This is a genomic window from Halomonas sp. GT (assembly GCF_002082565.1).
Taxonomy (GTDB): Bacteria; Pseudomonadota; Gammaproteobacteria; order Pseudomonadales; family Halomonadaceae; genus Vreelandella.
This window is the reverse complement of the sequence record NZ_CP020562.1, coordinates 375,448-389,723: the sequence shown is the minus strand read 5'-3', so window position 1 is coordinate 389,723 and position 14,276 is coordinate 375,448. Positions and strand designations below refer to the sequence as shown.

Below are 14,276 nucleotides of genomic sequence, written 5' to 3'. Positions count from 1 at the left end.
CAAAACAATTACGTATAAACACTTCAAAGAAGCGTTTATGTCAGCATGATATACATTGTTAAAGAGCGACTGTTCGATGAACAGTGATAAGACAACGCAATCGCTGCGCTTGACTTATCAGTGGTCACAAAACATCAACAAACGGTGGGTAACGTACAACATAATGGTGGAGCCAAGCGGGATCGAACCGCTGACCTCCTGCGTGCAAGGCAGGCGCTCTCCCAGCTGAGCTATGGCCCCATTTTTTTGCCGACCTAACCTCTTGCCATTAATTTCTGTGAGACAAGGCAAAATGCAACGACGTATAGCCTGCTATACGAGGAGCATTTTAATGCAGTATCACAGGAATTTGGTGGGTCTGGGCAGACTTGAACTGCCGACCTCACCCTTATCAGGGGTGCGCTCTAACCAACTGAGCTACAGACCCAAGAGGGGATCGTGCGTAAACCGTTTGCTCTATTATCTGATCAGGTAATTCATTGTGAGCGCTTACCGCGAGGATGATGCATCGTTTAAGGAGGTGATCCAGCCGCAGGTTCCCCTACGGCTACCTTGTTACGACTTCACCCCAGTCATGAACCACACCGTGGTGATCGCCCTCTTGCGTTAGGCTAACCACTTCTGGTGCAGTCCACTCCCATGGTGTGACGGGCGGTGTGTACAAGGCCCGGGAACGTATTCACCGTGACATTCTGATTCACGATTACTAGCGATTCCGACTTCACGGAGTCGAGTTGCAGACTCCGATCCGGACTGAGACCGGCTTTTCGGGATTAGCTGACTCTCGCGAGCTCGCAACCCTTTGTACCGGCCATTGTAGCACGTGTGTAGCCCTACTCGTAAGGGCCATGATGACTTGACGTCGTCCCCACCTTCCTCCGGTTTGTCACCGGCAGTCTCCTTAGAGTTCCCGGCATTACCCGCTGGCAAATAAGGACAAGGGTTGCGCTCGTTACGGGACTTAACCCAACATTTCACAACACGAGCTGACGACAGCCATGCAGCACCTGTCTCTGCGTTCCCGAAGGCACCAAGTGATCTCTCACAAGTTCGCAGGATGTCAAGAGTAGGTAAGGTTCTTCGCGTTGCATCGAATTAAACCACATGCTCCACCGCTTGTGCGGGCCCCCGTCAATTCATTTGAGTTTTAACCTTGCGGCCGTACTCCCCAGGCGGTCGACTTATCGCGTTAACTTCGCCACAAAGTGCGCTAGGCACCCAACGGCTGGTCGACATCGTTTACGGCGTGGACTACCAGGGTATCTAATCCTGTTTGCTACCCACGCTTTCGCACCTCAGTGTCAGTGTCAGTCCAGAAGGCCGCCTTCGCCACTGGTATTCCTCCCGATCTCTACGCATTTCACCGCTACACCGGGAATTCTACCTTCCTCTCCTGCACTCTAGCTTGACAGTTCCGGATGCCGTTCCCAGGTTGAGCCCGGGGCTTTCACAACCGGCTTATCAAGCCACCTACGCGCGCTTTACGCCCAGTAATTCCGATTAACGCTTGCACCCTCCGTATTACCGCGGCTGCTGGCACGGAGTTAGCCGGTGCTTCTTCTGCGAGTGATGTCTTTCCTAATGGGTATTAACCACTAGGCGTTCTTCCTCGCTGAAAGTGCTTTACAACCCGAAGGCCTTCTTCACACACGCGGCATGGCTGGATCAGGGTTGCCCCCATTGTCCAATATTCCCCACTGCTGCCTCCCGTAGGAGTTCGGGCCGTGTCTCAGTCCCGATGTGGCTGATCATCCTCTCAGACCAGCTACGGATCGTTGCCTTGGTGAGCCTTTACCTCACCAACTAGCTAATCCGACATAGGCTCATCCAATAGCGGGAGCCGGAGCCCCCTTTCTCCCGTAGGACGTATGCGGTATTAGCCTGGGTTTCCCCAGGTTATCCCCCACTACCGGGCAGATTCCTATGCATTACTCACCCGTCCGCCGCTCGTCAGCATCTAGCAAGCTAGATCTGTTACCGCTCGACTTGCATGTGTTAGGCCTGCCGCCAGCGTTCAATCTGAGCCATGATCAAACTCTTCAGTTTAAAATCATTGTGATACTTACTCGTCACCCGAAGGCAACAAAAGCGCATCAAACTTGGCTCAAGGTTCAAACGAATTCATTTCAATTTACATTGTCATGACCGCTTGCCTTGATATTTGGTGATTTATCACCCTCATCGGCAAGCGCCCACATGAATTACCTGATCAAATTGTTAAAGAGCTGTTTTCGCTGCTGAACTTCCGAAGAAGTGACTGGCTAACCGATGAACTGGCTTGCCTCAGCGAGGAAGGCGTATTCTACGCATTTCCTAGTGTTTGTCAATCACTGTTTTTAGCGAGTGAAGCGAGTGGGTTAAGAAAGCGAGATAACGATGCTTTCTTTATAACTACCCTAACTCTCTGACAAACCGAAGGTTTTCACCTTCAATCACCGCTGGTAACGCTGTGCGTCCCCGGCAGCGGATGCGTACTTTACGGATTCGCTGCCGTCTTGGCAAGTGGTTTTTTGAGAAAGTTATCGAAAACGTTAGGTAAGCGTCACACGAGCATAACGTTTCTTACCTGCCTGGATAACGTAGGCGCTACCCGTCGCCAGCATCGTGTCTTGGGCAACAACATCCCCATCTACTTTCACACTACCGTTTTTCAACATATCTTTGGCTTGAGCACTGTTCTTAGTGAGACCCGAGCGGTTGAGCACTGCCGCGATAGGCGCCTGCTCATTACCTTCGAAATCCACCTCTACTTCAGGAAGGTCTTCCGGCAACTCACCTTCCGCTAGCTGATTACCCGCTGACTTGTGCGCATTAGCAGCAGCTTCATCGCCGTGGTAGCGGGCAATAAGCTCGCGAGCTAACTCCATTTTCACGTCACGAGGGTTCGCTCCCTGCTCAACGCTTTGCTTAAGCGCATTGATCTCTTCGTTAGATTTCAAAGAGAGCAGCTCAAAGTAACGCCACATTAAGCTATCGGGCATAGATACGAGCTTATTGAACATTGAGCCTGGCGCTTCATCGACACCAACATAGTTACCTAACGATTTGGACATCTTCTGCACGCCGTCCAACCCCTCAAGCAACGGCATGGTAATCACCACCTGGGGCTCTTGGCCAAAGTGCTTCTGAATTTCCCGGCCCATCAATAGATTAAATTTCTGATCAGTTCCCCCTAGTTCAACATCTGCCTCGAGCGCTACTGAATCGTAGCCCTGGACGAGCGGGTAGAGAAACTCGTGAATCGCGATAGATTGGTTTGCTTTATAACGCTTTTCAAAATCATCACGCTCAAGCATCCGCGCGACCGTACTTTGCGCTGCCAACTCAATCATTTTAGCGGCGCTTAATTCACCAAACCATTCGGCGTTAAAGCGCACCTCAGTCTTTTCGGGATCGAGGATTTTAAATACCTGCTCTTTATAAGTTTCGGCATTGGCTTTTACATCGGCTTCGGTGAGCGGTTTACGAGTGACGTTTTTGCCAGTGGGATCGCCGATACGACCCGTGAAATCTCCGATCAGAAAAATAACGGTGTGGCCGAGATCCTGGAACTGGCGCATTTTTGTTAACAGCACACTATGCCCAAGGTGCAAATCAGGTGCTGTCGGGTCAAACCCTGCTTTAATGCGCAGCTTACGGCCAGACGCCAGCTTTTTCTTCAGCTCATCCTCTACCAGGATTTCATGCGTGCCTCGCGACAGTAGCGCTAACGCCTGATCCACCTCACTCATTGCCTCTCTCTCCATGTAATATATGCCGTTGTAGGCGTCAGATATTGAATAACGGGCGATGTTACCATGCCCTATCGCCTTGGTTGAGCCTTCACTACGTTTTGGATGAGCCGCTTTATGAAATCGCCCCACCCTACCTTACCGTCGTATTATGTTGGCTTAATGTCGGGCACCAGCCTGGACGGCATCGATGCTGCATTGGTCGCTATAACGCCGGACTCGCCACCTGAGCTCATTGCTACTCATGCGTCGCCAATGCCCCAATCACTTCATAACCTGCTGCTAAACCTGTGTCATGCCGAGCAAATAAGCTTTGCGGATCTTGCAGAAGCCGAAAGCGCATTTTGCCAGCTACAAGCAAACGCCGTGAAAGCACTGCTGACACAAGAGCGTGTCACCGCCGAGCAAATTCATGCTATCGGTAGCCACGGGCAAACCATAGAACACGCTCCTGGCGGCCATAATGGTGGGCCTGCCTATACACTACAGCTGGACAATCCCAGCCTGTTGGCCGAATTAACCGGCTGCACCGTGGTCGCCGACTTTCGTCGACGGGATTTAGCCGCAGGCGGTCAAGCCGCACCGCTAGCACCAGCATTTCATCAAGCCCTGTTTGGACGCCAGGCAAGCGAGCAGCTTGTTTTAAACCTAGGGGGCTTTGCGAATCTTACATGGCTACCTAGCGATACCAGCATCCCCGCAATGGGCTTTGATACAGGGCCCGCTAATGTGCTGTTAGATGCTTGGTTCTCAAAGCATCACGACGGACGCTTTGACCCAAATGGCTCATGGGCCTCTCGCGGACAGATCGATCAAGCGCTACTAAAACGTCTGTTAAACGAGCCTTTTTTTCATCAACCACCGCCGCGCAGTACCGGGCGCGAACTATTTCACTTGGCATGGTTAGAAAACAAGCTAACGGACCACGAAGCTGCTTGCGATGTGCAAACTACGCTAGCGGAACTGACCGCGATAAGCGTTGCCCAGGGCGCTCAGCAATTGCCAACGACCCACGACAGCATGACATTAATTGCTTGTGGCGGCGGTGCACACAACGCCTACTTAATGGCGAGACTCGCGTCACACTTACCCAATGCGACATTTAAGTCTCCCGCAGACCTAGGCTGGCCCGAAGACTGGATAGAAGCAGGCGCTTTTGCTTGGCTTGCCCATCAACGTTTACACAACCTGCCCGGCAACTTACCCTCCGTCACGGGTGCCAGTGGCCCGAGAGTTCTAGGAGGCATTTACGCCTCTTAACCCGAGTCTGAATGTCCACAAGCACACACTTGTTAGTCATCGCTTAACGAGAGTGTGCCTTTGGCTTGTGCCTGTGCATCTTCCATACTCACTACGCCCTCTTTAACAAGCTTCGCAAGCGAGGCATTTAACGTTTGCATGCCAAGATTGCCTCCGGTCTGAATGGCTGAATAAATTTGAGCTACCTTATCTTCACGTATTAAATTCCGGACCGCGGCAGTGGCAATCAATACTTCATGAGCAGCAACACGCCCACCCCCCTGGCGCTTCAATAATGTTTGAGAGACCACTGCTTGCAGCGACTCTGATAGCATTGAGCGAACCATCGATTTCTCTTCCCCAGGAAACACATCGATAATACGATCAATCGTTTTCGCTGCGGACGTTGTATGCAGCGTGCCAAACACTAGGTGGCCAGTTTCAGCAGCCGTGAGCGCCAGCCGAATGGTTTCTAGATCTCGAAGTTCGCCGACCAAAATGACATCAGGGTCTTCACGTAATGCGCTGCGCAATGCGGCAGTAAAACTGCGCGTATCTCGATGCACTTCACGCTGATTTATTAAACAGCGCTTACTGGTATGTACAAACTCAACAGGGTCTTCGATCGTTAAAATATGTTCAAAACGATGATCATTAATGTAATCGATCATTGCAGCCAACGTGGTGCTTTTGCCCGAACCGGTTGGCCCGGTCACCAACACCAACCCCCTTGGCAGCATTGCTAATCGCTCGAATACGTCGCCCATCCCCAAGGTGCTCATTGAAAGCACGTCGTTAGGAATCGTACGAAACACCGCGCCAGCCCCCCGCGCTTGATGGAATGCATTAACACGAAAACGAGCCACCCCAGATACTTCGAATGAAAAATCAGCTTCTAAGTGCGCCTCATAGTCTCGACGCTGCTGCTCATTCATAATGTCAAAAATCAGGCGACGAACTTCACTATTGTCCATTGCCGGTACATTAAGCCGACGAATATCGCCATCAACACGTATCATAGGTGGAAGCCCGGCAGAAAGGTGCAGATCAGATGCATTCTGCTTTGCCGAGAATGCCAGCAGTTCGGTAATATCCATCTCTCTTTTCCCAGCAGCGGTAAGGTGCTTGAGTATGACAGACATCGCGCTTCCCGAGTCACTCGTCCAGGCCAGCGAACGCCTGAGCAACGCATTAAAAAAGGCTGAACGGCCACTCGATAGCGCAACGCTGCTAGCCGTTAGTAAAACTAAGCCCGCTTCCATGATTCGCCAAGCCTGGCAGCATGGGCAGCGTGAATTCGGCGAAAACTATTTGCAAGAGGCATTAGAAAAACAAGCCGAACTTGCCGACTTAGACGATATTGTGTGGCATTTTATTGGTCCACTACAGTCCAACAAAACCCGCGCAGTGGCAGAGAATTTTGCCTGGATGCACAGCGTGGACCGCTTAAAAATAGCCAAACGGCTTAGCGAACAACGCCCGGAACACCTACCACCTCTTAATATTTGTTTGCAGGTCAATATTAGCCGTGAGGCCTCTAAGTCGGGCGTAATGCCTGATGAGGTGATGGCACTGGCGAAAGAAGTAGCCGCCCTGCCTCGTCTGCGTTTACGTGGACTCATGGCGATTCCGGCACCGGCTAACAGCTTTGCAGAACAACGGGTTCCGCTTGCGGCCTTGCGCCAACTGCTGGAAACCCTTCAGACAGCGCTACCCGATGCCCCCCTGGATACGCTATCAATGGGGATGAGCGACGATCTAGAAGCCGCTGTTTTAGAGGGCGCAACGCTGGTACGTTTAGGAACGGCGATTTTTGGCGCACGTACCACTCAGCACGCTGCTCAGTAGCACTTCTTTTTGAAGAGCGTAAAGACCACTGACACCCCATGCTGCCCGATGCAGCTTTTTACCCAAAAGGATACCCACATGGCGAGCAAGATTACCTTCATTGGCGCAGGCAATATGGCCAGCGCCATTATCGGCGGCCTCATCGATAGTGGTGTGTCTCCTAGCGACATCACTGCCACCGCCCCTAATGACAGCGAGCTAGCGCCTTTAAAAGCACGCTTAGGAATTAATACAAACACCGATAACAACGCCGCCGTCGCAGACGCCAACGTAGTCGTACTCGCGGTCAAACCACAGATTATGCGCAGCGTATGCGAAGCGATGCGGGATAACGTACAACATCAATCACCGCTGATTATTTCTATCGCGGCGGGTCTGGATGCAGCCACCATTGATCAATGGCTAGGTGGTAGTAATGCGTTAGTTCGTTGCATGCCCAACACCCCTTCATTGGTCGGTATCGGTGCCAGCGGCTTATATGCCAACAGCGCGGTGAGCGAAGAGCAACGTACGCTAGCAACACAACTCATGGAAGCCGTTGGTATTGTGGAGTGGGTTGAAGAAGAGAGCCTTCTTGATGCGGTGACTGCAGTATCAGGCAGTGCGCCGGCTTATTTCTTTTTAATGTTTGAGGCGATGGAAGAAGCCGCTGTCAAACTTGGCTTGCCTGCCGCTACGGCACGACGCTTGGCCATTCAAACAGCGCTAGGCGCCGCGACTATGGCCCAGCGTAGTGACAAAGATCCGGCCACGCTTAAACAAAATGTTATGTCGCCAGGCGGCACAACAGAGCGTGCTATTCAGCACATGGAAGATGCGCAACTACGCGCTACCATCGCCGACGCCATGCAGGCCTGCGCCCAGCGCGCAGAAGCAATGTCCAAGGAACTTAGCGCCAACTAAATACGCAACTTTGCAACGGAGAGGCAGCAATGGGTAGTCAAGTGGGCAGTGCCGGGTTAATGCTCGTTAACTCGTTAATCAATATTTATTTATTCTTACTGATGCTGCGTTTTTTGTTGCAGGCATCGCGGGCGGATTATTACAACCCGCTTAGCCAATCAGTGGTTAAAATTACCCAGCCTGTTGTAGGGCTATTTCAGGGCTTCTTAGGCCCCGTGGCGGGGCGCTTTGACCTTGCCACGTTAGCCGCGGGTTTTGTGCTGAAAGTGGTTAGCATGGTGGCCATTTTCATGGTGATTGGTGTTGGCATGCCACCTATACCAGGACTACTGATTGCGGGCATTGCGGCACTGGCTAACGCCATATTAAAGATTTACTTCTTTGCCATGATTGTGATGATTATTCTGAGCTGGGTCGCCCCGAATGCTAGCCACCCAGGTGCTTTGCTGGTAATGCAGCTAGTCGAGCCCATTATGGCCCCTGTACGGAAAGTCATTCCGCCACTGGGCATGATCGATTTATCACCCATCGTGGTATTTATCGCAATTAATTTGGTGGATGGCTTAGTAGTAGGGGCTTTGATCCGCGCTGCGGGTATCTCTGGCGCACTGGTTGGGCTGTAACCGCGCAATATTCCCCAGAGCCTCTTTTTAGCAGGATTTATTTTTTGCAGGACTAGCGCTTTCGATGCCTGATTCAGACACTCTCGCTTTCGTTGACCGGCCGGCGGACTCCGTTGGCCTAGTCACCCCTCATGTAGCGAAATTTGATACGCCGCTCCCGCTTGCTTGTGGCAAGGTGCTGCCTGAGTACGAGCTTATCTACGAAACCTACGGCACGCTAAACGCTGAGCGTAGCAACGCTGTGTTGATCTGCCATGCGTTATCGGGACACCACCATGCGGCGGGCTACCACGGTGACGAAGACCGCAAACCTGGCTGGTGGGATGCTCACATTGGCCCCGGAAAATCTATCGATACCAACCGCTTTTTTGTGGTATCACTCAATAATCTGGGCGGCTGCCATGGCAGTACAGGCCCTGTTAGCCACAACCCTGAAACTGGCCGCCAGTGGGGGCCTGATTTCCCTATGGTCACCGTCAGTGACTGGGTAGCCAGCCAAGCGCGCCTAGCCGATCAACTGGGCATTGAGCGTTGGGCTGCTGCAGTGGGCGGTAGCCTGGGTGGTATGCAGGTGCTTCAGTGGACAATGACTTACCCAGAGCGTGTCGCCAATGCGGTAGTGATTGCCGCCACCCCGCGACTTTCCGCCCAGAATATTGCCTTTAACGAAGTGGCTCGTCAGGCGATTCGCTCTGACCCTGAGTTCTTCGGCGGTTGGTATGCCGAGCACGATACAGTCCCCAAGCGCGGCTTGAAACTGGCACGCATGGTGGGCCACATTACTTACCTCTCCGAAGATGCAATGGGCAGTAAATTTGGCCGCGACCTGCGCAGCAACGATTTAAACTTTGGGTTTGATGTCGAGTTCCAGGTTGAGTCTTATCTGCGCTATCAGGGCGATACCTTTTCCACCGCCTTTGACGCTAACACCTACCTGTTAATGACCAAGGCCCTTGACTACTTCGACCCCGCAGCCACTCAAGCAGGCGACCTAGCCAGCGCACTAGCACCCGCAAAGTGCCCTTTTCTGGTTGTTAGTTTTACGACTGACTGGCGTTTCCCGCCTTCTCGCTCTCGAGAACTCGTCGACGCGCTCACCCGCGCCGGCAAATCGGTTAGCTATGCCAATATCGACTCTCCTCACGGGCATGATGCTTTCTTACTGCCCGAGCCGCGTTACCACGCTCTGTTCAGCGCATTTATGACTCGCATAGCCCGAGAGCTGAATATCGAAGAAACAGCCAAGGAGGAGACCCTGTAATGCGTGCGGATCTTGAACTGATTTACGACTGGGTGCCCCAAGGGGCTCACGTGCTGGATTTAGCCTGCGGTGATGGTGCTCTGCTTGAGCGCTTAGCACAGGAGAAAAATGTTACCGGCTACGGCTTAGAGATCGACCCCGACGGCATTACCCAGTGTGTCGCCAGGGGCGTGAATGTTATTGAGCATAACCTAGATGATGGCCTCAGTAGCTTCTGCGACAACAGCTATGATCAAGTCATAATGACCCAGGCGCTTCAGGCGCTACGTCGCCCAGATAAAATGCTTGATGAAATGCTACGCGTCGCCGAGGAAGGCATTATCACCTTTCCTAATTTTGCTTATTGGCGTCACCGAATTCATCTTGGTCTACGTGGCTATATGCCGGTCTCTAAATCTCTGCCCCATGCCTGGTATGACACACCCAACATCCACCTTTCTACCTTTAACGACTTCGAGCATCTGTGTCGTGAAAAAGGGCTGGTGATTGTAGATCGCGCGGTAGGGGTTGGTGATCACAAAGGGCACTGGACATCAAAATGGTGGCCCAACCTGTTCGGTGAAATCGCTATTTTTAGAGTGCGCCGTCGCTAATTTATTCTACGTTGACTAGCCATATCGGCCCATAAGAGGAGACCTGCCATGGTTTATCGAGCGTTACGCAGAACGACCCTGCTTACTACGATGCTTTGCTCGCTGCTCTTCGCCGCCCACGCGGCAGCTGAGCAACTGACACGGATAGGCGACTACGAGATCCATTACAGTGCTGTAGCCACCAGTTTTCTCACTCCAGAAGTGGCCCAAGCGCACGGCATTCAGCGCAGCGCAGGTCACGGACTGGTCAATGTGAGCGTACGCGAACGCCAAGAGGATGGCAGCACCCGCGCCGTTAACGCCAGCGTACAAGGTCATGTAACAGGCCTCACCGACGTCCAGGAATCGCTAAGTTTTCGTACCGTGCACGATGGTGATGCCACTTATCACTTAGCCACCTTTGCCCTGCGACACGATGAGCCTACGCGTTTTAACTTGGACGTTCGCTACGACCGCAATGCCAGCCCTGAGCGGATCAGCTTCATTCAGCGTTTTTATATCGAGCGTTAAATTCGCACCGGTAGCGGTCGTGCTAATCGCACCGCTACCGGTGCTCCCGCCTGCCAATCTAGCGTAATGCCGTAAGCCAACACTTCAACCCCAGCATCTACTGCTGCGGCAAGCGCTCCCGCATAGAGGGGATCAATGTGGGCCGCAGGGGCTACATCGTGAATACCTTCATGGGCGACACAAAAAAGCAGCACGGCCCTTTCTCCATGCTCGGCAAGCGCGGCTAATGTATGCAAATGCTTGGTTCCCCTCACGCTGACCGAGTCAGGAAAATAACCATGACCATCGGCTTCTTTAAGGGTGACCTGCTTAACTTCAATATAAGCCTCGCCCTTATCAGGATCACTCAGCCGAAAATCGAGCCTTGCGTCACTAATCTTCACTTCCCGCTTGAGCGTTTGATAGCCCACCAATGGCGCGATATCGCCGGCTAAAATTGCCTCTTCCACGATGCGGTTGGCGCGGCCAGTGTGAACAGAAGCCAGCGCCAAGGCACCCTCTGGCTGTGGCAACTCAATCCATTCCCAGGTCCAAGCCAGCTTTCGCTTGGGATTATCACTCCGTGACAGCCACACTCGACAACCGGGCACATTCACCGCCTTCATTGAGCCCGTATTGGGGCAATGGGCAACGACTTCCTCGCCACTCTCCAACCGTACATCGGCTAAAAAGCGTTTATAACGACGCAGCAACACCCCAGACACCAACTCAGGATAGGTCGTCATAGCCGGCTCACGAAACGACCAATGCGCTCTACGGCCTCCTGCAACCGTTCAACGCTGTTAGTAAAGGCGATGCGCACATGGTGTTCGCCGCCCTCCAGCGCGAAATCAATGCCCGGAGTGATTGCCACGTTCTCCTCGACCAGCAACCGCTCACAGAATGCCTGGCTATCTCGGCTGTAATGGGAAATATCCAACCACAGATAAAAAGCCCCTTGAGGTGGCAGATCCGGCGCAAGCCCCAACTGCGCTAGCCCATCCAACAACACTTGGCGTCGCTGCTTGAGCGTCGATCTACGCGCTTCCAAAATGTCTCGACACTCTGGAGTGAAGGCGGCCAACGCCGCATGCTGGGAAGGCGTAGGCGCGGCAAGGAAGACGTTTTGCGCCAGCCTAGTAAGCGGCTCGACAGCATGCTCAGGCGCCACCAACCACCCCAAGCGCCAGCCCGTCATACCAAAATACTTAGAGAAGCTGTTCACCACAAAGGCTTGGTCAGACAGTGATGTCGCCGATAGCGGCGCATCGTCATAATTTAGGCCTTGATAAATCTCATCAACAATCACCTCGCCGCCTTTCGCATTAACGGTGTTAAATACCGCGGTTAAGGCCTCAGCGCCTAACGTGTGTCCCGTCGGATTAGACGGAGAGGCCAGCATGGCTAAACACGTTTTAGCTTGCCAATGCTGTTCAATCAGCGGCGCCGTTAACTGCCAACCGCTTTGGCGCCCCACGGGAATGGCATCAACATCTGCGCCGGCTAGGGCCATAAAGTGACGATTGCACGGATAGTTAGGGTCAGCCATCAACACGCGGTCACCTGTTTCGACCAGTAATTGACTAGCCAGCAGCAGCGCCCCAGAGGCCCCTGGAGTTACCAGAATACGTGCGGGATCAACATGGGCATTAAAATGCTCGGCGTAATGTCTTGAAATCGCCTCCCGCAGCGACGCTAGGCCTGCCGCGGGTGTATAGCGGGTTTTCCCAGAGGCCAACGCTTGTTGGCCCGCCTCGACAATCGGTGCTGGCGTCGAAAAATCAGGCTCACCAACCTCCAGGTGAATTACATCGTGGCCTTCGGCCTCTCGAGCCTGGGCCATTTCCAATAGATGCATCACGCGAAAAGGTGCAACGTGATTTACACGTGAATTCCAGGCCATAACGGCTCCTTCACTAAATGGTAGAGAAATCATGATGCAGGTCGTTGAAGAGGCAAGACCATGGTCGAAAATGCGCTATTATGCTTGCATAGCGCGCATTTTTCAGCTAAACAAGCATCCCTTTGGCGTGAGATCGTGACACACGCTCATGGTCGATCAGCAGTCACATACGTAAGGGGCACTCCCATGCCAGTAGCGGAAAAGAAACCGGAAGCGTCCAAGTCCTTCACCCCGTATGAGCCAGCACCGGGCGAAGAGTATATGAACGAGAAGCAGCTCGCGCACTTCCGCCAGCTCCTTCTAGACTGGAAACAAGATCTCATGGAAGAGGTGGATCGTACCGTACGCCACCTGCAGGAAGACGCTAATAACTACGCTGACCCTGCTGACCGCGCTACTCAAGAAGAGGGCTTCAGCCTGGAGCTGCGTACTCGGGATCGCGAACGCAAGTTGCTGAAAAAGATCAACGAAACCATCGAAAAAATCGATGAAGACGACTACGGCTTTTGTGAAGCCTGCGGCGTTGAAATCGGCATTCGCCGCCTTGAAGCCCGCCCCACGGCAACGCTATGCGTGGACTGTAAAACGCTGGCAGAGCTTAAAGAGAAACAGCTCGGTGGCTAACCATCGGCGCGAATACGCTACAAGCTGCTAGTTTGTTACAAGCTAAAGCGTCCAACGGGCACCCTTGAGGTGCCCGTTTTTGTTTGTCATCTTGTATTTATCGCTGTACTTATCATCGTAGTTAATCGCTGGCGCTATTTGAACACTTGATTCGGGCTGTCATGACCCATACCACGCACTACCGAGGACGTTTCGCTCCCACACCGTCAGGGCCACTGCATCTTGGCTCGCTAGTGGCCGCCCTAGGCAGCTATTTAGACGCCCGCGCTGTTGACGGGCAGTGGCTGGTGCGCATTGAAGATATCGACCCGCCCCGCTGTCCTGAAGGCGCTGCTGATACAATTCTGCGTCAGCTTGACGCTTTTGGGCTTCATTGGGATGAAGAAATCCGCTGGCAAGGCCACCGTGATGAGGCTTATCGGCAGGCGCTCGATCAACTGGCTGCCCAAGGTTTGGCTTACCCGTGTAGCTGTTCGAGAAAGCAGTGGCAGGCATTTTCAATCTATCCCGGCTGGTGCCGCGAGAGCGTTCGTGATGCCACAAAGCCGGTTGCCTGGCGGCTGCGCAGCGACCTGGCAAAGCGCCCTATTACTTGGCAGGATCGGCTTTTTGGTTTCCAACAGTTCGACCCTGCCGTTTTGGGCGATATTGTGCTTAAGCGCAAAGATCAGCTTTGGGCCTACCAGCTCGCCGTTGTAGTGGATGATGCCGATCAAGGCATTACCGATATTGTGCGCGGTTATGACCTGCTGGATAACACGCCCTGGCAAGGCCAGTTGCAGCAAGCGCTTGGCTTATCAACTCCCCGCTATCTACATTTACCGCTCGTAGTTACTCAAGAGGGTCAAAAACTTTCTAAGCAAAACTTGGCCCCTGCATTAGCCGAAGACGCTGACGGCATTCGCCAACAGCTGTTTCAAGCACTGCAACTACTCGATCAGGCCCCACCTGACGCATTGGTTCAAGAACCACCCGAAACGCAACTAAACTGGGCAATAGCACATTGGTCTGTTGAAAAGCTTGCCGCTACCGCTCACCGCCGCTATCAATCAGAGTCTTAAT

The 14,276-nt window shown here is 53.0% G+C and carries 13 protein-coding genes, 2 tRNA genes and 1 rRNA gene; 9 read left to right on the top strand and 7 right to left on the bottom strand.

From position 1 onward, the window contains the following. Positions 1–164: 164 nt before the first annotated feature. The 4 genes from B6A39_RS01865 to tyrS form a co-directional block, all read right to left on the bottom strand. Positions 165–240 (bottom strand) — tRNA-Ala (locus B6A39_RS01865). Positions 241–350: 110 nt separating this feature from the next. Further along, positions 351–427, bottom strand: a tRNA-Ile gene (locus B6A39_RS01860). A gap of 86 nt (positions 428–513) precedes the next feature. After that, positions 514–2,046, bottom strand: a 16S ribosomal RNA gene (locus B6A39_RS01855). 485 nt (positions 2,047–2,531) lie between these two features. Further along, positions 2,532–3,731: a tyrosine--tRNA ligase gene (tyrS, locus tag B6A39_RS01850; RefSeq protein ID WP_083000774.1), complete on the bottom strand. Its 1,200-nt coding sequence runs from the start codon at positions 3,729–3,731 to the stop codon at positions 2,532–2,534. 117 nt (positions 3,732–3,848) lie between these two features. Here tyrS and B6A39_RS01845 point away from each other — a divergent pair, with 117 nt between their 5' ends. Then, positions 3,849–4,991, top strand: a complete 1,143-nt coding sequence (locus tag B6A39_RS01845) for an anhydro-N-acetylmuramic acid kinase (protein ID WP_083000771.1) — start codon at positions 3,849–3,851, stop codon at positions 4,989–4,991. A 32-nt stretch (positions 4,992–5,023) separates the two neighbouring features. On the opposite strand, the gene B6A39_RS01840 is transcribed toward B6A39_RS01845, so the two are convergent. Beyond that, entirely contained in the window at positions 5,024–6,067 is a 1,044-nt protein-coding gene (locus B6A39_RS01840) for a type IV pilus twitching motility protein PilT (protein ID WP_083000769.1), read from the bottom strand. A 34-nt stretch (positions 6,068–6,101) separates the two neighbouring features. Between B6A39_RS01840 and B6A39_RS01835 the strand changes: the two genes are divergently transcribed. The 6 genes from B6A39_RS01835 (at position 6,102) to B6A39_RS01810 (ending at position 10,708) form a co-directional block, all read left to right on the top strand. Continuing rightward, positions 6,102–6,818: a YggS family pyridoxal phosphate-dependent enzyme gene (locus B6A39_RS01835; protein ID WP_083000766.1), complete on the top strand. Its 717-nt coding sequence runs from the start codon at positions 6,102–6,104 to the stop codon at positions 6,816–6,818. Positions 6,819–6,896: 78 nt separating this feature from the next. Next, complete coding sequence (gene proC / locus B6A39_RS01830; RefSeq protein ID WP_083000764.1) at positions 6,897–7,721, top strand: pyrroline-5-carboxylate reductase; 825 nt, start codon at positions 6,897–6,899, stop codon at positions 7,719–7,721. Positions 7,722–7,750: 29 nt separating this feature from the next. After that, positions 7,751–8,344, top strand: coding sequence for a YggT family protein (locus B6A39_RS01825; RefSeq protein WP_009723714.1), 594 nt, complete (start codon positions 7,751–7,753; stop codon positions 8,342–8,344). Between the two features lie 64 nt (positions 8,345–8,408). Continuing rightward, positions 8,409–9,605, top strand: a complete 1,197-nt coding sequence (gene metX, locus B6A39_RS01820; RefSeq protein ID WP_083000761.1) for a homoserine O-succinyltransferase MetX — start codon at positions 8,409–8,411, stop codon at positions 9,603–9,605. Continuing rightward, positions 9,605–10,198, top strand: coding sequence for a methionine biosynthesis protein MetW (metW, locus tag B6A39_RS01815; RefSeq protein WP_083000759.1), 594 nt, complete (start codon positions 9,605–9,607; stop codon positions 10,196–10,198). The genes metX and metW overlap by 1 nt, the downstream gene beginning before the upstream one ends. A 48-nt stretch (positions 10,199–10,246) precedes the next feature. Next, positions 10,247–10,708, top strand: a complete 462-nt coding sequence (locus B6A39_RS01810; protein ID WP_083000757.1) for a DUF4426 domain-containing protein — start codon at positions 10,247–10,249, stop codon at positions 10,706–10,708. On the opposite strand, the gene sfsA is transcribed toward B6A39_RS01810, so the two are convergent. Together sfsA and B6A39_RS01800 are read right to left on the bottom strand one after the other, a co-directional pair. After that, positions 10,705–11,433, bottom strand: coding sequence for a DNA/RNA nuclease SfsA (sfsA, locus tag B6A39_RS01805; RefSeq protein ID WP_083000754.1), 729 nt, complete (start codon positions 11,431–11,433; stop codon positions 10,705–10,707). The two genes, B6A39_RS01810 and sfsA, sit on opposite strands and share 4 nt — an antisense overlap. After that, positions 11,430–12,590 carry an aminotransferase class I/II-fold pyridoxal phosphate-dependent enzyme gene (locus B6A39_RS01800; RefSeq protein WP_083000751.1) on the bottom strand — a complete coding sequence of 387 codons (1,161 nt, stop codon included), beginning with the start codon at positions 12,588–12,590 and terminating at the stop codon, positions 11,430–11,432. The genes sfsA and B6A39_RS01800 overlap by 4 nt, the downstream gene beginning before the upstream one ends. A 186-nt stretch (positions 12,591–12,776) precedes the next feature. Here B6A39_RS01800 and dksA point away from each other — a divergent pair, with 186 nt between their 5' ends. Continuing rightward, positions 12,777–13,214, top strand: a complete 438-nt coding sequence (gene dksA, locus B6A39_RS01795) for an RNA polymerase-binding protein DksA (protein WP_009723720.1) — start codon at positions 12,777–12,779, stop codon at positions 13,212–13,214. 161 nt (positions 13,215–13,375) lie between these two features. After that, entirely contained in the window at positions 13,376–14,275 is a 900-nt protein-coding gene (gene gluQRS / locus B6A39_RS01790) for a tRNA glutamyl-Q(34) synthetase GluQRS (RefSeq protein ID WP_083000748.1), read from the top strand. Position 14,276 lies beyond the last annotated feature (1 nt).

Coding starts and splice junctions, on each gene's coding strand:
- tyrS (WP_083000774.1), bottom strand. CDS start 3,731: ATGAGTGAGGTGGATCAGGCGTTAGCGCTACTGTCGCGAGGCACGCAT.
- B6A39_RS01845 (WP_083000771.1), top strand. CDS start 3,849: ATGAAATCGCCCCACCCTACCTTACCGTCGTATTATGTTGGCTTAATG.
- B6A39_RS01840 (WP_083000769.1), bottom strand. CDS start 6,067: ATGGATATTACCGAACTGCTGGCATTCTCGGCAAAGCAGAATGCATCT.
- B6A39_RS01835 (WP_083000766.1), top strand. CDS start 6,102: ATGACAGACATCGCGCTTCCCGAGTCACTCGTCCAGGCCAGCGAACGC.
- proC (WP_083000764.1), top strand. CDS start 6,897: ATGGCGAGCAAGATTACCTTCATTGGCGCAGGCAATATGGCCAGCGCC.
- B6A39_RS01825 (WP_009723714.1), top strand. CDS start 7,751: ATGGGTAGTCAAGTGGGCAGTGCCGGGTTAATGCTCGTTAACTCGTTA.
- metX (WP_083000761.1), top strand. CDS start 8,409: ATGCCTGATTCAGACACTCTCGCTTTCGTTGACCGGCCGGCGGACTCC.
- metW (WP_083000759.1), top strand. CDS start 9,605: ATGCGTGCGGATCTTGAACTGATTTACGACTGGGTGCCCCAAGGGGCT.
- B6A39_RS01810 (WP_083000757.1), top strand. CDS start 10,247: ATGGTTTATCGAGCGTTACGCAGAACGACCCTGCTTACTACGATGCTT.
- sfsA (WP_083000754.1), bottom strand. CDS start 11,433: ATGACGACCTATCCTGAGTTGGTGTCTGGGGTGTTGCTGCGTCGTTAT.
- B6A39_RS01800 (WP_083000751.1), bottom strand. CDS start 12,590: ATGGCCTGGAATTCACGTGTAAATCACGTTGCACCTTTTCGCGTGATG.
- dksA (WP_009723720.1), top strand. CDS start 12,777: ATGCCAGTAGCGGAAAAGAAACCGGAAGCGTCCAAGTCCTTCACCCCG.
- gluQRS (WP_083000748.1), top strand. CDS start 13,376: ATGACCCATACCACGCACTACCGAGGACGTTTCGCTCCCACACCGTCA.